At 68.5% G+C, this 16,030-nt stretch carries 10 protein-coding genes and 1 tRNA gene; 5 read left to right on the forward strand and 6 right to left on the reverse strand.

Features of this window, described 5'->3' with window-relative positions:
• Positions 1-175: 175 nt before the first annotated feature.
• Positions 176-2,431, reverse strand: a complete 2,256-nt coding sequence (locus tag BLTE_RS11595) for a heavy metal translocating P-type ATPase (protein ID WP_126400766.1) — start codon at positions 2,429-2,431, stop codon at positions 176-178.
• A gap of 203 nt (positions 2,432-2,634) precedes the next feature.
• Here BLTE_RS11595 and BLTE_RS11600 point away from each other — a divergent pair.
• A tRNA-Phe gene (locus BLTE_RS11600) sits at positions 2,635-2,710 on the forward strand.
• 420 nt (positions 2,711-3,130) lie between these two features.
• Here BLTE_RS11600 and BLTE_RS11605 read toward each other — a convergent pair.
• Positions 3,131-3,679 (reverse strand): NAD(P)H nitroreductase, encoded by a 549-nt coding sequence (locus BLTE_RS11605; RefSeq protein ID WP_126400770.1) that lies wholly within the window; start codon positions 3,677-3,679, stop codon positions 3,131-3,133.
• 426 nt (positions 3,680-4,105) lie between these two features.
• The gene (locus BLTE_RS11610) at positions 4,106-5,224 is read right to left on the reverse strand and encodes a choloylglycine hydrolase family protein (protein ID WP_126400772.1); all 1,119 of its coding nucleotides are present in this window, start codon (positions 5,222-5,224) and stop codon (positions 4,106-4,108) included.
• 2,010 nt (positions 5,225-7,234) lie between these two features.
• Between BLTE_RS11610 and BLTE_RS11615 the strand changes: the two genes are divergently transcribed.
• Both BLTE_RS11615 and BLTE_RS11620 read left to right on the forward strand, forming a co-directional pair.
• Positions 7,235-8,935, forward strand: coding sequence for an NAD(P)H-dependent oxidoreductase subunit E (locus tag BLTE_RS11615; protein WP_126400775.1), 1,701 nt, complete (start codon positions 7,235-7,237; stop codon positions 8,933-8,935).
• A 23-nt stretch (positions 8,936-8,958) separates the two neighbouring features.
• Positions 8,959-10,890, forward strand: coding sequence for an NADH-dependent [FeFe] hydrogenase, group A6 (locus BLTE_RS11620; protein ID WP_126400778.1), 1,932 nt, complete (start codon positions 8,959-8,961; stop codon positions 10,888-10,890).
• A gap of 341 nt (positions 10,891-11,231) precedes the next feature.
• Here BLTE_RS11620 and BLTE_RS11625 read toward each other — a convergent pair whose 3' ends face one another.
• Positions 11,232-11,759 carry a Spy/CpxP family protein refolding chaperone gene (locus BLTE_RS11625; protein WP_126400780.1) on the reverse strand — a complete coding sequence of 176 codons (528 nt, stop codon included), beginning with the start codon at positions 11,757-11,759 and terminating at the stop codon, positions 11,232-11,234.
• Between the two features lie 837 nt (positions 11,760-12,596).
• Positions 12,597-13,337, reverse strand: coding sequence for a 16S rRNA (uracil(1498)-N(3))-methyltransferase (locus BLTE_RS11630; protein ID WP_126400782.1), 741 nt, complete (start codon positions 13,335-13,337; stop codon positions 12,597-12,599).
• A gap of 423 nt (positions 13,338-13,760) precedes the next feature.
• On the opposite strand from BLTE_RS11630, the gene BLTE_RS18570 reads away from it, so the two are divergent.
• Complete coding sequence (locus BLTE_RS18570; RefSeq protein WP_244599969.1) at positions 13,761-14,246, forward strand: hypothetical protein; 486 nt, start codon at positions 13,761-13,763, stop codon at positions 14,244-14,246.
• A complete protein-coding gene (gene ubiA, locus BLTE_RS18575) occupies positions 14,243-15,190 on the forward strand; it encodes a 4-hydroxybenzoate octaprenyltransferase (protein ID WP_244599970.1) in 948 nt (315 codons plus the stop codon). Before BLTE_RS18570 ends, ubiA begins: the two co-directional genes overlap by 4 nt.
• Before the next feature lie 183 nt (positions 15,191-15,373).
• Here ubiA and BLTE_RS11640 read toward each other — a convergent pair whose 3' ends face one another.
• Complete coding sequence (locus tag BLTE_RS11640) at positions 15,374-15,886, reverse strand: DUF6101 family protein (protein ID WP_244599971.1); 513 nt, start codon at positions 15,884-15,886, stop codon at positions 15,374-15,376.
• Positions 15,887-16,030: the final 144 nt, after the last annotated feature.

The raw sequence follows: 16,030 nt of genomic DNA on the forward strand, positions 1-16,030 counted from the left end.
CGCGAGGGAAGGGGACCCATGACCCACGGCACGCCCGAAGGAACGACAGAATGCGCTTTCGCCTGTCTACTCCGCATCTGGGCATCGGGGTCTCTCGGGTTGCGGTTTCCTGGGTTCCCTTCCCCTCGCCGCTGACGCGGCTCGGCCGGGAACGACCGGTGGCGCCACCCATCCCTCACAGCCCGCTTTTCCAGCGCTTGAGCAGCAGCGAGTTGGAGACCACCGACACCGAGGACATCGCCATCGCCGCCCCCGCCAGCGCCGGGGTGAGGAAGCCCAGCGCCGCCAACGGCAGGCCGCTGACATTGTAGATGAACGCCCAGAACAGGTTCTGGCGGATCTTGGCCACCGTGCGCCGGGCGATGTCGAGCGCCGCCGGCACGAGGCGCGGATCGGGCCGCATCAAGGTGACGCCGGCCGCGGCAATCGCCGCGTCGGTGCCGGTGCCCATGGCGATGCCGAGCGAGGCGGCAGCCAAGGCCGGCGCGTCATTGATGCCGTCGCCGACCATGGCGACGCGGCGGCCCTCCCGCTCCAGCGCCGCCAGCGCCGCCGCCTTGCCCTCGGGCTTCACCTCGGCGTCATAGCCGTCGAGCCCGGCCGCGCGGGCGATCGCTGCGGCGACCGCCGGATTGTCGCCGGTCAGCATGCGCACAGTGAGGCCGCGCGCCTTGAGCGCCGCCACCGCCTCGACGGCGCCGGGGCGCAGCGGATCGGCAAAGCCGAGCACGCCGCGCGCTGTCCCATCGATCGCAACGATGGCGGCGGTGCGGGCCTCGCCTTCGATCCGCGCCAGCGCAGCGGCGACGGGGGCCGGATCGACGCCGCGCTCGGCCATCAGCTCGCGATTGCCGATCGCGACCCCCTGCCCCGCAACCTCCCCCACCAGGCCGCGGCCGATGGCGGCGGCAACACCGTTGGCCGGCTGGAGCGCGAGGCCGCGCGCCCGCGCCGCCTCGACCACCGCGCGGCCCAGCGGGTGCTCGCTTCCCGCCTGCAATGCGGCGGCGACGGCCAGCAGCCCGGCCTCGTCGCCATCGGCGGCGAACATGTCGGTCAGCGCCGGGCGGCCTTCGGTGAGCGTGCCGGTCTTGTCGAACACCACGGTGTCGATGGCAGCCGCCCGTTCCAGCGCCTCGATGTCCTTGACCAGGATGCCAGCCTTCGCCGCGGCGCCGGTGCCGGCGACCAGCGCGGCCGGCGTCGCCAGCCCCAGCGCGCACGGGCAGGCGATGACCAGCACCGAGACGGCTGTCATCAGCGCCTCCTCGAAGCCGGCGCCGCCGGCGAGCCAGCCGACCATGGCGGCGAGCGCGATCGCCACCACCGCCGGCACGAACACGGCGGCGACGCGATCGACCAGAAGCTGCACCGGCGCCTTGCCGGTCTGGGCCACCTCGACCAGGCGGGTGATGCGGGCGAGCGTGGTGTCCTCGCCGACCGCCACCGCCCGCACCAGGAGGCGCCCTGCCCCGTTGAGCGCGCCGGAGGCGACGCGGTCGCCCGGCCGCTTGGCCACCGGCAGGCTTTCGCCGGTGATCAGCGATTCGTCGGCCTCGCTCGTGCCCTCCTCGACGATGCCGTCGACCGGCATGCGGGCGCCGGGGCGCACCACCACCAGATCACCGCCCGCCACCGCCTCAATGCCGACCTCGTGCTCGACGCCGTCGCGCAGCACCAGCGCCCGCTCGGGCCGCAGCGTCATCAGCGTGCGCACCGCCTCGGTGGTGCCGCGCCGGGCGCGGGTCTCCAGCCATTTGCCGAGCATCACGAAGGTGATGACCGCCGCCGCCCCCTCGAAATAGAGGTGGCCGGTGGCATGCTCGCCATGCAGCGCGATCATCCACAGGCTGAAGGCGTAGGCGGCGGAGGTGCCGAGCGCCACCAGCACATCCATGTTTGCCGAGCCGGCGCCGAGCGCCTTGGCGGCGCCGCGATAGAACCGGGCACCGACCAGCACCTGCACCGGTGTCGCCAGGAGAAGCTGCGTCCAGGAGCCGAGGTGCAGATCGAAGCCGAACGGCGCCAGCACCATCGGCGCCACCAGCGGCAGCGTCAGCACGACCGAGACGATGAGGGCGAGCAGCGTCTGGCGCTCGTCGGCGAGGCGGCGGGCCTCGCGCTCGGCCTCGGCCAGCTTGCGGGCGTGAGCATCGCGCAGGCGGGGGGTGGCGGAAAAGCCGGCCCGCTCGACCGCCTCGGCCAGCGCTCTCTCGTCCGGCCCGCCCGGCCCCACGCGGACATCAGCGCGCTCCAGCGGCAGGTTGACGCTGACGGCGGCGACGCCGGGCAGGCGGGCCAGCACCCGCTCCACCCGCGCCGAGCAGGCGGCGCAGGTCATGCCGGAGATGTCGAGCACGATGGTGCGGGCGGGCTGCGCCCCGGCAGCGGCCGGGGACGGATCGGCGGCAAGGTGGGTGGCGGCGGTCATGGCCCATCATATAGGCCGCCGCTGCCGGACGGGAACGCCGGGCGGATCCGCCGGTGGCGGAGAATGCGGCGGCACGGGCCGGCTCGCCCCTCCCCGGCGTCTGTCACACGATGCACATCTTCCGCCGCACAGCATCTGGACAGCGCGAAAACCTGCCCGTATAACCCGCCCACTTCGCGGTGACCGGCCTGCCGGCGCCGCGGGCCCAGGTAGCTCAGTTGGTAGAGCACGTGACTGAAAATCACGGTGTCGGTGGTTCGATTCCGCCCCTGGGCACCATCCCATTTCTCCTCCACCTTACGAAAAACTGCGATCGATCAAAGGCTTGACCCCGGCGTCGGGATGCGATCCGGCACGCGATCGTACGCCGCGATATCCGGCGACTTTCATTCTGAGCCTTGCCGAGACCTTGCCGGACTGCACAGCCGTGCCCCAGTGGTCCGACCCTGACATTCGCATCCGCAAATGTCAGGACAAGTCGGCCCACAAGATATTGAGTTTGTGGATGAACTTTTTTTCAACCCCTGGCACCAAACAGGTACCAGGGGTTGGATTTCATCCACATGACTCCACGTCCTGGAGCCACCAGACGGGTACTGGGATGCGCGGAAAGCTGACCAGCGATCGGTCGAGGCGTCGCGTCCCCGTTGATGGTTTGGCTCGGCGGTGGCGGGGCGGCGGCCGCAAGCGCACTGCCACTCACAGCTCGCGGATATGATCGGCGACATTGATCTCGCGCGCCGGCGACGGCGGTGCCGCCGCGGTGCCGAGATAGAGGAAACCGACGATCTGATCCTCGTCGCCGAGGCCCAGCGCCGTGTGCAGGTGGCGGTTGAACATCGGCCAGCCGGAACGCCAGATGCCGCTGAACCCCAGGGCGAGCGCCGCCATCTGCATCGCCATCACCGCGCAGCCGGCGCTGAGTTGCTGCTCGAGCTTGTGGACCACCGGGTGCGGCTTGAAGCGCGACACCACGACGATCACGACCGGCGCACGCAGCGGCATGCGCAGCGCGCGTTCGATCACTTCGTCCGGCTCGCCGCCCGCCACCGCCGCCTGCTGCAGCATCTCGCCCAGCCGGTCGCGCCCATCGCCGGTCGCGACGATGAACTCCCACGGGCGCAGACATTGGAAATCCGGCACCTGCATGCCCGCGCGCAGGATGGCGCCAAGCTCGTCACCCATCGGCCCCGGCGCTTCGAGCTTGGCGCAGGAACGCCGCTCGAGAAGAAACGTCAAAGCGTCCACTATCCCTCTCCCAACCCATCGTCCGGTCGAGCGGCACCTCGATCCGTTAGAGCATTTTCCGCAAAAGTGGATACCGGTTTTGCGAAAGAAAAAGCGACAAACCAGGAACTTAGAGCGTCCGATCTGATGCAGTCAGATCGGATCACGCTCTAGCTGCGCCGCCGGTCTCGCGACGTACCGTCGCCAAGTCCGTGACGCGCCGCGCACCCGCACCGGCACGTCGCCGGGAAAATCCCGGCCGCGCGGCGCGTCACGCCGCTGGCCCGCATCCCTGAACGACCGCGACGGCGGGCCGTTGGTTCCGGTCCGGTTTCCAGCGAATCGCTTCGAGAGGCCGAAAACGGTCTTGCCGAAGAATTCCCGGCACGAAAATGATCTTCCGGTGACCGGACATTGAGACTCCGGCCAGATCGGCCGGAACCCGTCTCAGGGCTTCTTCGAGAACACCAGTTCGGGCGCGCCGAGTGCCGGGGTCAGCGGCGCCGACTGGATCTTCTTGGCGAGGGGATCGAAGCTCGGCAGGTCGATGGCGCGCAGCACCTGATCGTCATAGGTCTTGACGTAGTAGCGCAGGCTGGCGAGGTCGGCGATCACCGACCATTGGGTGAACTCCATCGCGGTCGCATCCCCCTGGCCGGGCCGCACCCAGCCCTGCGGGATGTCGAAATTGTTCAGGATGTGCTCGGCCAGCCGCACGCTCTCCATGCCGCCGGCCTTGGGCTGCACCGACATCGCGTAGCCCAGCGCGCGGATGAAGCGCGAAGGCGGCGTCGGGTCGCCGGGAATGCCGAGCAGGCCGGAGCCCTGGCCGAGCGGCGCGACCGTCTGCCCGCCGACCTGCAGCGGCGGAGCGTTGGTGGGCGAGATCTTCACATAGTTGCGCAGATTGCTGAGGTGCCAATCGAACGTCGGCGAATTGGTCATCACCCCGAACGGATTGTCGTGGACCTTGAGCACCCCGTCCACCGGCTCGATCACCACCGCCGCGCCCGAGGCGTCATGTAACGTGTAATGGAGCGGCGGCGTAACGCCCATGTCGGGGGTCTTGACCCCGATCACCGACATGCCCGCCAGCGCCGCCTTCACCTCGGCGACGGAGGCGAAGCTGGTCAGCGCCCAGGTGAGGAAATCCCATTGCGCCAGCGAGTGCTTGGGGTTGGCCTTGGCCGGGTCGGCGTAGCCGACATAATCGGGGAAATACAGGGCGCCGCCAGCCAGCCCCTTCTCATTGAGCCCGTCGACCAGCACCGGCATGCCGAAGGCGTTGAGGCCGACGGCGGCGTATTTGCTGGTCCAGGTCATGGCGCCCGGCTTGCCGTCGGGGCCGGTGGCCGTGAAGGCGAAGTTGCGCGGCACGACGATGGCTGCGGACTTCAGCAGGAAGCCCATCTCCATGGTCCGCCCATAGATCACGCCGCCATCGGTGGTGGGGATCACGAAGCTGGTGCAGGCGCCGGCCGGCGTGCTCGCCGCCACCGCGCCCGCCAAGGCCGGGGCGAGCGCCCAGGCCACCGCCTTCGAGCGGATACGTGTCATCCAGGACATTGATTCCTCGCTTGTTTTCTCGGCGCAGCGCCGGGCCCTGCCGGTCCCGGCCTCTCTCCCGGCGTCACCGGGGCAATGGCAGGCGTCTCGCACAAGCTCTAGCAGCACCGGCTCGCCAATACGTTAAGCCGAGCGGGCGGCACGAGGCCGGGTTGCATCCGCCCCCACTCCCCTGTCGCACCCGCTCACGTTCGGCGGTGGTCGCTGCCCGGTCGGTCCTGGACCTGACGCCATGGCCGGACTGAAGAGCCGGCCGGCTGGCGAGCACCGTACAGCATCCGCGGCAGGAGCGACAGATGCTCAGGCCGTGTCGTCAGTTGACCTCCGAGCGAAACGGCCCGAAGGCACGTCGCCCACCGTCATTGCGCTGTCTATGACTGCCAGCTGCGGGGCCACGGCCATCTTTCGACAGGGCGCTGTTGGCGGATCGGTAGCGCGACGACAGGCAGACGTAGGATGACTGACACTTCCGAACCCCCATGCCAATGCGGTGAAGGCTGGCCGCCGGCCCGGACCGCGATCCTTCACACAGCTCTTGATGTTGCAAAATAAATCCAACAGATCTCAGCATTTTGTTGTCAAGCATGACATTACATCCGATGACGGATGCACACCCTATTCTGAAAACTATTAAATTTGTCGACATATTCTATTCCAAGATCGCCCAGACCGACTGCCAACCAATCGACATCTCCCGCCGCTCTCTTGGCGCACCCGCCCGTGCAGGAATCGGCCACAGCCTCGTCTTGACACTCATTCTGACACCAACTCGCAGATACACGGGCGGCCTCGCGAGATCTGGCGCAAGGTCATCGGCGCGGAAATGAAATCATGCGCGTTACCTGCGGCGGACGGCATATTTTCGTTGACTTTTCGCACCCGCAAAAATGTAATCGCTTCCGCAACGGATTGCTCGTCATCGGCAAAGGCTGACCTCTCCCCCGGGCCAGCATAGCGAGCGAGAGGGGGAAATGACGCGACAATACAAGACCTTGGGCCGGCGGCGTGCGCCGCGGCAGCGATGGCGCCTGGGCTGATGCCAGCCCGGCCCGCCGGTCGCGCCGCGGGCTTTGGCTTTGCTTGGCCGGTCCGATCGGGGCCGGGCGGCGGCGTCTGCCGCACCGCCGAAGGCCCCGGCCGGCGAAGCTCTGCTGCCGGGCGAGACCTTGGCCTGCCGGGCGAGACCTTGCCGCCGGGCGTGCCAGCGGCACCGGACGACGCCGTTGCGGCGGTGTTTCGGGCCGTTGCGGCGCCGTTCGCAGCCGTTGCGGCGGCGTACGGGAGCGTTGCGGCGCGTTTCGACCGGACGGCGATCGGAGACCGGGTGGCGGACTTTGGCGCCCGGACCCGACGCCTCCGGAACCTGCCGTTCGGAACCTTGCCTGTCCGCACCCTGCCCCGCCGGAACCGAGCTTCCGTATCCGGAACGGAACTTGCTTCCGAGCAAACGCCGATCGGCCAAACGTCGATCGGCCAACCACCGATCGACGAAGCGCCGATCGGGGACGCGCCGAAGACCTCGACGCCGCCCGGACCCCGCCGGAGACGGACGCGGCCTTTGCCGGCGGGCAAGGGCCCGGCCGCCGGACACGCCGTGTCGGATCTGTCGCGATCCGCACACGGCGCCGTCGGGTTTCCCTCGCCCCGCCTTGGCGCGACCGCCGATCGTCCGCACGCCGACTGGAGCCGACACTGCAAAAGCCGACACCGCAAGAGTGGAACCCGGTTTTACGAAACAGACTGCCGCACCTCGAACCGACTGCCGCACCTCGGAGATTTGGACCTTCCAATTGGACCGTCCGCTTGGAGCTTCCAACTGGAGCTTCCAACTGGAATTTCCACTTCGAGCTTCCCCTTCAAGCTTCCGCCTGAAGCGCCCGCCGGGTTCCGCCCGGCCGGCGGATGCTCCAGGCCGACCAGACGACCCCAACGCCAACGGACCGTTCTCCCCCGCCGGTCTGGACGAAACGACCCCGTAGCGCCGGTGCCCTCCGGCGGTGGAGACATGCCATGTTGCTGACGGAACAGGACAAGCAGAAGGCGCAGATTTCCCAGCTCGCCGATGCGCACGCCCGCAAACGTTCGGCCCTGATTCCCATCCTGCAGACCGTGCAGCGCGATTATGGCGAGGTGTCGCAGTTCGCCCTGCAGCACATCGCCGACGTACTCGGCCTGCACGCCGCCGATGTCTATTCGGTCGCCACCTTCTACCAGTTCATCAACACCGCGCCGAAGGGCAAGTTCATCATCCGGCTCAGCCGCGACATGTCGTCGATGATGAAGGGGGCCAAGATCGTCGCGCGCCAGCTCGAGAACGATCTCGGCATCAAGTTCGGCGAGACCACGCCCGACGGCATGTTCACGCTCGAATGGACGAGCTGCATCGGCATGAACTACCAGGCGCCGGCGATGCTGATCAACAATGAGGTGTTCTCCAACCTCACGCCGCAGCGCGCCCATCTGATCATCGAGGACTGCCTGCAGGGCTTCCGCTCGCACCGGCCGACCGTCGGCAAGATCGGCGAGACCTACTCCTCCGCCCTCACCTATGCCAGCCACGAGGCCGAGGCCGGCCTGCGCCGGGCGCTGACGATGAGCCCGGCCGAAGTGGTGAGCGAGGTCGCCGCCTCCGGCATCCGCGGCCGCGGCGGCGCCGGCTTTCCGACCGGCACCAAATGGCGGCTCGCCGCCGCCGCCAAGGGCGACCTCAAATACATCGTCTGCAATGCCGACGAGGGCGAGCCCGGCACCTTCAAGGACCGCATCCTGCTCAGCCGCTTCGCCGATGTGGTGTTCGAGGGCATGACGATCGCCGCCTATGCGGTGGGGGCGCGCGAAGGCGTGATCTATCTGCGCGCCGAATACACCTTCCTCAAGACGCAGCTCGAAGCCGCACTGGCAGCACGCCGCCAGACCGGCCTGCTCGGCAAGAACATCCTCGGCCGCGACGGCTTCGATTTCGACATCCGCATCCATATGGGCGCCGGCGCCTATGTGTGCGGCGAGGAGACCGCGCTGATCGAATCGCTCGAAGGCCGGCGCGGCCATCCGCGCAACCGCCCGCCCTACCCGATCGATGTCGGCCTCAACGGCATGCCGACGGTGGTCAACAATGTCGAGACGCTGTCCTCGATCTCCTGCATCCTGGCCCGCGGCGCGGCGTGGTTCGCCTCGATCGGCACCGAGCGCTCGAAGGGCTTCAAGCTGTTCAGCGTGTCGGGCGACTGCACGCGCCCCGGCGTCTACGAGCTGCCGTGGGGCATCACCGTCGAAGAGCTGCTGGAGACGGTCGGCGGCGGCAACGCCAAGGCGGTGCAGGTCGGCGGCTATTCCGGCCAGCTCATCCCCGCCTCGCAGTTCGACCGCCGTCTCGCCTATGAGGACCTCGGCATCGGCGGCTCGGTGATCGTCTACGGCCAGGACCGCGACATGCTCGACGTCGCCGAGAACTATTTCGAGTTCTTCGTCGACGAATCCTGCGGCCAGTGCACGCCGTGCCGCGACGGCAACGTCAAGCTGCTCGAAGGCATCCGGGCGCTGCGCCAGGGCAAGTGCTCGAGCCGCTATCTCAACGAGCTGATCAGCCTGTGCGAGACCATCCAGGTGTCGTCCAAATGCGGCCTCGGCCAGCTCAGCCCCAACATCCTGATCGCCATCAACACCCACTTCCGGGACGAGATTCTCGCACGTCCCGTGATGGGCCAGCACTGACGCGACGCCGGAGGATCAAGTCCATGGACACCGCAAGCCACACCGCCAGCCCGGCCGCCGCCAGCCCCGCGTCCGCCCCGCGCAGCCATTCCCACAGTCATCCCGCCGTCGATCCCAATGCCGCGCCGGTGAGCCTCACCATCGACGGCATCGAGGTCACCGTGCCGAGCGGCACCACCATCCTCGCCGCGGCCGAGAAGGCCGGCGTCCGCATCCCGACGCTGTGCCACCACGCCGATCTCGCGCCGGCCGGCGTGTGCCGGGTGTGCGTGGTCGAGGTCGAGGGCTCGCGCGCGCTGCAGGCGTCGTGCGCCTATCCGATCACCCAGCCGATCAAGGTCAACACCACCACCAAGGCGGTGCGCAAGGCGCGGCGCCACATCATCGACCTGATGCTCGCCAACCATTATGGCGATTGCTACACCTGCGCCCGCAACGGCAATTGCGAGCTGCAGGCGCTGGCCAAGGAATACGGCGTCGACGGCCTCAAGTTCGGCCACACCACGGAGGCGAAATACGAGATCGACCGCTCCAGCGGCACCATCGTGCGCGACATGAACAAGTGCGTGCTGTGCCGGCGCTGCGTGCGCACCTGCAACGAGCTGCAGGAGGTCGGCTGCCTCACCCTCGATGGGCGCGGCGCCGAATCCAAGATCTCCACCTTCGCCGACAAGGCGCTGGCCTCGGTGATCTGCATCAGCTGCGGCCAGTGCATCAATCGCTGCCCGACCGGCGCGCTGAGCGAGCTCGACCAGACCGACGAGGTGTGGGCGCTGCTCGACGATCCCGCCAAGCACGTGGTGATCCAGACCGCGCCGGCGCCGCGCGCGGCGATGGGCGAATGCTTCGGGCTCGAGCCCGGCACGCCGGTGACGTTCGAGATGAACTCGGCGCTGCGGCGCATCGGCTTCGACGGGGTGTTCGACACCAACTTCACCGCCGACCTCACCATCATCGAGGAGGGCACCGAGCTGATCCTGCGGCTCTACAAGGCGCTGGTGAAGAAGGATCCCGCCATCATGCTGCCGATGTTCACCTCCTGCTCGCCGGGCTGGGTGAAATACATCGAGCACTTCAACCCGGACATGCTGGCGCACCTGTCGACGGCCAAGAGCCCGCAGCAGATGTTCGGCGCGCTGATCAAGACCTACTACGCCGAGAAGAAGGGCATCGATCCCGCCGACATCGCGGTGGTGTCGCTGATGCCCTGCACCGCCAAGAAGTACGAGTGCAACCGGCCGGAGATGGTCTCCAGCGGCTTCAAGGACGTCGATTACGCGCTGACCACCCGCGAGCTCGCCAAGATGGTGAAGGAGGCGGGCATCGACCTGCCCAAGCTGCCGAAGTCGGACTTCGATCCGCCGTTCGGCTCGGCCACCGGCTCGGGCGTCATCTTCGGCGCCACCGGCGGCGTGATGGAGGCGGCGATCCGCACCGTGATCGAGCTGGTCACCGGCAAGACGGTGGAGAACTTCTACGACCATGCCGACATCGTGCCGCTGCGCGGCTTCGAGGGCGCGCGCATGGCGGAGCTCACCATCGGCGAGGTGGGCGAGGTGCCGGCCATTCTCAAGCACCTCGTGCCCGACTGGAACTGGCTGAAGGGCGCGACGCTGAAGGTCGGCGTCGCCCACGGCACCGCCAATGCCCGCAAGGTGCTCGACGACATCAAGGCCGGCGGGCCGTTCAGCCAGTGCCACTTCATCGAGTTCATGGCGTGCCCGGGCGGCTGCCTCGGCGGCGGCGGCCAGCCGATCCCGACCGATGCCGAGATCCGGGCGGCGCGCGCCAAGGCGATCTATGCCGAGGACCGCGGCGCGCCGGTGCGCAAGTCGCACGAGAACGCCGCCGTGCTGCAGCTCTACACCGAGTTCCTGCTCGGCGGACCGGGCGGGCACGAGGCGCACCAGCTGCTGCACACCCACTACACGCCGCGCGGCAAGTTCATCGCGTGACGCGGCTTCCGGCTGGCAGGCCTGGGAACATCCGCTGGCCCGCAGCCGCGCTTTTACCCTCTCCCCTTGTGGGAGAGGGTGCCGAGCGATCGAACGATCGCGAGGCGGGTGAGGGGTGAATTTGAGCGAACTCGAAGAGCCCCCTCACCCGGCTCGACCTCGCTGTCGCTCGGCCTCGCCACCCTCTCCCGCAAGGGGAGAGGGAAGAAGAGGCCGAGCCGATTAGAGCATTCTTCGCAAAAGCGGGAACCGGTTTCGCGAAAGAGAATGCGACAAACGAGAAACTTGGAGCGTCCGCTTGATCCAAACAGATCGGCGGACGCTCCAGCTTGTCGCTCACATCACATGCGCATCATCGGGCCGTGGGGCGGGCCCTTGCCGTCGGGGCCCGAGGGGCCGAACCGGCGCTCGCTGAACCGCAGCAGCGCGCCGAGCCGGCGCTTCTGGGCGTCGTCGAGCTTGGCGTGCAGCGGCGTCACCGCCTCGATGAGCTGCTTGAGATCGGCCGCCGACTCCGACATCCGGTCGGCGCGCAGCTTCAGGCGCTCCAGCACGTCGAGCGGCCCCTTGCTCTCGGCGCGCAGCTTGCGCATCTCCTCCATCCGGGCCTGACGCTTGGCCGCTTCGTCGCGAATGGCCTTCTCCACCGGCGGCCACAGCTTCTCCTGCTCGGGCGTGAGCTTGAGGCCGGCCTTGAGCGCGGCGAGACGGGCATCGAGCATGGCGGCGCGGTCGGCCGCATCGGGCTGCCAGCGGCTGGCCCCCGGCGGGGGCGAACCGGTCTGGCCCGGCGCCGGCTGGGCCTGCGCGACACCGCCGGCCAACGTGGCAGCCAGCGCCGCGCCGAGCACCATCGTGGAAATCTTCATGCTGTCCTCCTTGCGAAGATGATGGGCGCAGCATCGCCGTTCAGACCCCGCGAGGCAATTTAAGCTTTTGTAATAATGGAAGAATTTCGCCTCGTTCCTGAATGGCTGTTCATCTTGGGAAGGGGGAGTGGCGGCCTGACGCGTGTGCGGGCGCGAGACTCGCGCCGGGACGAAATATGGCTGAATCGTGTCCAGCCGTTTGAATGCGGATGCTGCCCGAACCCATCGGGTGCATATTTCCGTTCAAAGCACGCCCGTCGCGGCACTGGTTAGTCGGGTAGCGCAGGCGGTGTGGTTCGAGAGGTCGTCAGGGGCATCCTTGAAACGGGCGTTCGTTCGCTCGTGTCGATCCGATGCTAAAGGGCGCGACTTTGCGCCGACGGCGGTACCTGTCCCGCACCGATCCGCCCGAGTGGTCATCCCGCCCTCTATCGGGATCGACCGTCGAGGTGTCAGCGATGGGCGTGCTACCCGGGGGGATGACATCCACCCGCGTGAGAGGTCGCAGGCATCGTCCGCAATAGGGACGCGGATGCTGGCCGCGATGAATGCGCAGGAGTCGTCCGCGACGAGGATGCGGGTGTTTTCTGCGACGACGCAGATGGGCCGCTGTCACGGCGCGTCTGCGACGACGGAAGTGTCTGAAGATCGTGTCTGCTGAAGAACGTGTCTGCGCTGAAGAGCCCGGGGATCGCACGGCGATCCGCCGGGTTTTTCATGTGCTGCGGAGGGCCGTCAGAGCATTCTCCGCAAAAGCGGGGACCGGTCTTGCGGAAGAGAATGCGACAACTCAAACGCTTAAAGCGTTCATCCGGTTCAGTCGGATCGGCGGACGCTTTAGCGCCAGTCGCCGCGGATCGCCTGCACCAGCGCCAGCGCGGCGACGGCGGCGGTGTCGGCGCGCAGGATGCGCGGGCCGAGCGACAGCCGCACCACGCCGGGCAGCGCGCGCAGGCGCTCGCGCTCGATCGGGTCGAACCCGCCTTCCGGCCCCACCAGCACCGCGAGCGGCCCCTCGGGCGCCGCGGCGAGCGCTGTCGGCGCGCCGCCCGGCGGGGCGTCCTCGTCGCAGAACACCAGCGTGCGCTCGGCCGGCCACGCCGCGAGGAGATCGTCGAGCGCGGCCGGCGGCCGCACCTCGGCGACCGACAGGATGCCGCACTGCTCGGCCGCCTCGATGGCGTTGGCGTGCATGCGCTCCAGATTGACGCGCGAGGCCTGGGTGCGCCGCGTCATCACCGGCTGGAGCAACGAGGCGCCCATCTCCACCGCCTTCTGCACCATGTAGTCGAGCCGCGCGTGCTTGAGCGGCGCGAACAGGTACCAGAGATCGCACGGCGCGGTCTGCGGCCGGGTCCGGCCGGCCAGCACCAGCGTCGCGCCGCGCTTCTTGAGATCGGCGATGCGCGCCCGCCATTCGCCGTCGCGGCCGTTGAAGAGAAGAAACTCATCGCCGACCCGCAGCCGCAGCACATTGGCGAGGTAATTGGTCGCATCCGGTCCAATCGAAATCTCGGCGTCGGGCGCGAACGTCCCTTCGGCGAACAGCCGGACGGCGTCGAACTCATATGCGGCCATGGCGGGATGCTCGATCGGATACACGTGAACGACTCATACGGTTTCCGGTTGATCCCTTCGGGATACCGGAAACGGTCTCGCCGAGAATCCCTTGTCCGATTGAGGGATTTTCGGCGATCGGAATACGGTTCTCCGGCCTTGCAGGCCGGAAACCGTATCACCGCGCCGTTCGGCAGCGGCTGCGGCGCCGCCCGGCCCGGGCCGGGTCCGGCTCTGCCTTGCCGGGGCCACGATATCGCGTTAGAGCAAAATTCAGGAACGTGGAATTTCGTTTCGCGTCGAGCCGCGTTTTGGAGCCGCGTTTTGCCTGCCGCCGCGTCTTGCGAGTCGGGCGGGAAACACGGGTGCACCCGGTTTCATGCGGGCGGGTTGCCGTTCAGGCGGGTTGCCCGTGTCCGAGCCCTCACGAGCTGGAACCTTGTCATGCGTCACCTCCGCATCCTGACGATCGCCGCCGCGTTCGCCTGTTCGGCAACTGCGGCCCACGCCCAGCAGAACTGCGTCGAGGATTTCGCCCGGCTGCGCCAGGACGCCGAGAAGTTTGCCGGCGCCGTCAAGGCGGCCGGCGAGCGCAAGGCGCCGCCGCCGGAAATGTGCCAGGCGATCCGCCGCTTCGCCGAGAGCGAGGCCAAGGTGGTGAAGTACCTGGAAGAGAACCAGCCCTGGTGCCAGATTCCGCCGCAGGTGGTGGCCCAGGCCAAGGCCGGCCACGACCGCACCCTCAAGGCCCGCAACCAAATCTGCTCGGCGAAGCCGGTGGCCGCCCCCGACCGTCCGGCGAAGCCCTCGGGCCCGGGCATCGGCTCGCTCAGCGGGCCGACCGGCATCGGCGGCGGCTCCGCCAACCCGACCAATCCGGGCACGCAGGGCTCGGGCATCTTCTCAACCTTGGGTGGGTCATCGCGGTGAGCGGACAGACAGCGCACGACCTCCGCGTCGCCGACGCGGTTCCCGACCATTGGGCGGACAAGTACACGCCTCTCGGCGTGAGGCCCTATCTGCGGCTGGCGCGCATCGAGCGGCCGATCGGCTGGTGGCTCTTGCTGCTGCCGTGCTGGTGGTCGGCGGCGCTGGCCGCCATCGCCGGCGGCGCGGCCTATCCGAACCCCTGGCACCTCGTGCTGTTTTTGATCGGCGCCATCGCCATGCGCGGCGCCGGCTGCACCTGGAACGACATTCTCGACCGCGACATCGACGTGAAGGTCGAGCGCACCCGCCAGCGGCCTCTCGCCTCGGGCCAGATCCGCACCCGGGCGGCCGCCGCCTTCCTGGTGCTGCTGGGGCTGATCGGGCTTGCCGTGCTGGTGCAGTTCAATGGCTTCACCATCGTCCTCGGCCTGATCTCGATGCTGGTGGTGGTCATCTACCCGCTGATGAAGCGCATCACCTGGTGGCCGCAGGCGTTCCTCGGCATCGCCTTCTCCTGGGGGGCGCTGATGGGCTGGGCCGGCGCCTTCGGCCGGCTCGATCCGGCGCCGCTCCTGCTCTATGCCGGCGCGATCGCCTGGGTGATCGGCTACGACACCATCTATGCCCACCAGGACCGCGAGGATGACGAGCTGGTCGGCGTCAAGTCGACCGCGCGGCTGTTCGGCACCCGCTCGCGCGAGGCGCTGATCGCGCTCTATGGCGCGGCGGCGGTGCTGATCGGCGCGGCGGTGGTGCTGGCCGGCGGCCATGCCATCGCGCTGATCGGGGTCGCGGCCTTCGCCGGCCATCTGGCGTGGCAGATCCGCCGACTCGACATCGCCGACCCGGCGCTGTGCCTCAAGCTGTTCAAGTCGAACCGCGAGGCCGGGCTGATCCTGTTTCTCGCCCTCAGCCTCGATGCCGCGGTGCAGGCGCTCGCCTGACGCACGTCGTCCCGGGCAAGCGGCGTCAGCCGCGCGACCCGGGACCGTTCTCAGGACGGGGTGCTTTATCTGGATGACGATCCCGGCTCTCGCTGACGCTCGGCCGGGATGACGAGGCCCGAACATGACGGTCCCGGCTCGGCGCTGCGCGCCGTCCGGGACGACGTTCTCACTCAAATCACCCTACGTCCGTGCGATGATCTCGCGCTCGTCGCGATAGACCAATGCGGTGAGCGCCGGGCGGCCGGGCTTGCGCCGCATCAGGGCGCGCGGGCGGCGCTTGACGTGGGCCGAGCGGCGGCGGCGGCGCGGCACGGCCGGGGTGACCACCAGGGCGCCGAGGCGGGACATCGGCTCGCGCCACGCCCCCTCGCCGTCGCCGACCAGCATCGGGCAGCCGAGGCTCTTCGACCACGCCTGCCAGTCGGCGATCACGTCGTCGCAATCGCCGGCCGCCGACAGCGTCACCGACAGCGCCGGGTCGCGATGGGCCAGCACCACGGCGATGTTGCCGTAGGACGGCGCCGGGCCGGGCTCGATGCGCACCACCACGCCGAGATAGCTCTCGATCGGCACATTGAGCCGCATGCGGATGCCGGCCACCGCCCGCCGCACCACCACGCGGTTGCGGTCGATCTCGATGTCGCGCACCCGTCCATCGGCCGCCGGGTCGACCGCGGCGAAACGCGCAGGCAACGCGAAGGGATCGACCCATGACGTACAAGTGGCGCCGGCGGTTGCACTTCCGCCGTACTCGGTTTGACGCTTCATTGCACTCCTCGCCGAGTTATTATTGGCTTCATTTGACGAGAAGACTGCCACTGCGAGTTCGCCACCCGC

Origin of the sequence: Blastochloris tepida, from assembly GCF_003966715.1 — a bacterium.
Lineage (GTDB): Bacteria > Pseudomonadota > Alphaproteobacteria > Rhizobiales > Xanthobacteraceae > Blastochloris > Blastochloris tepida.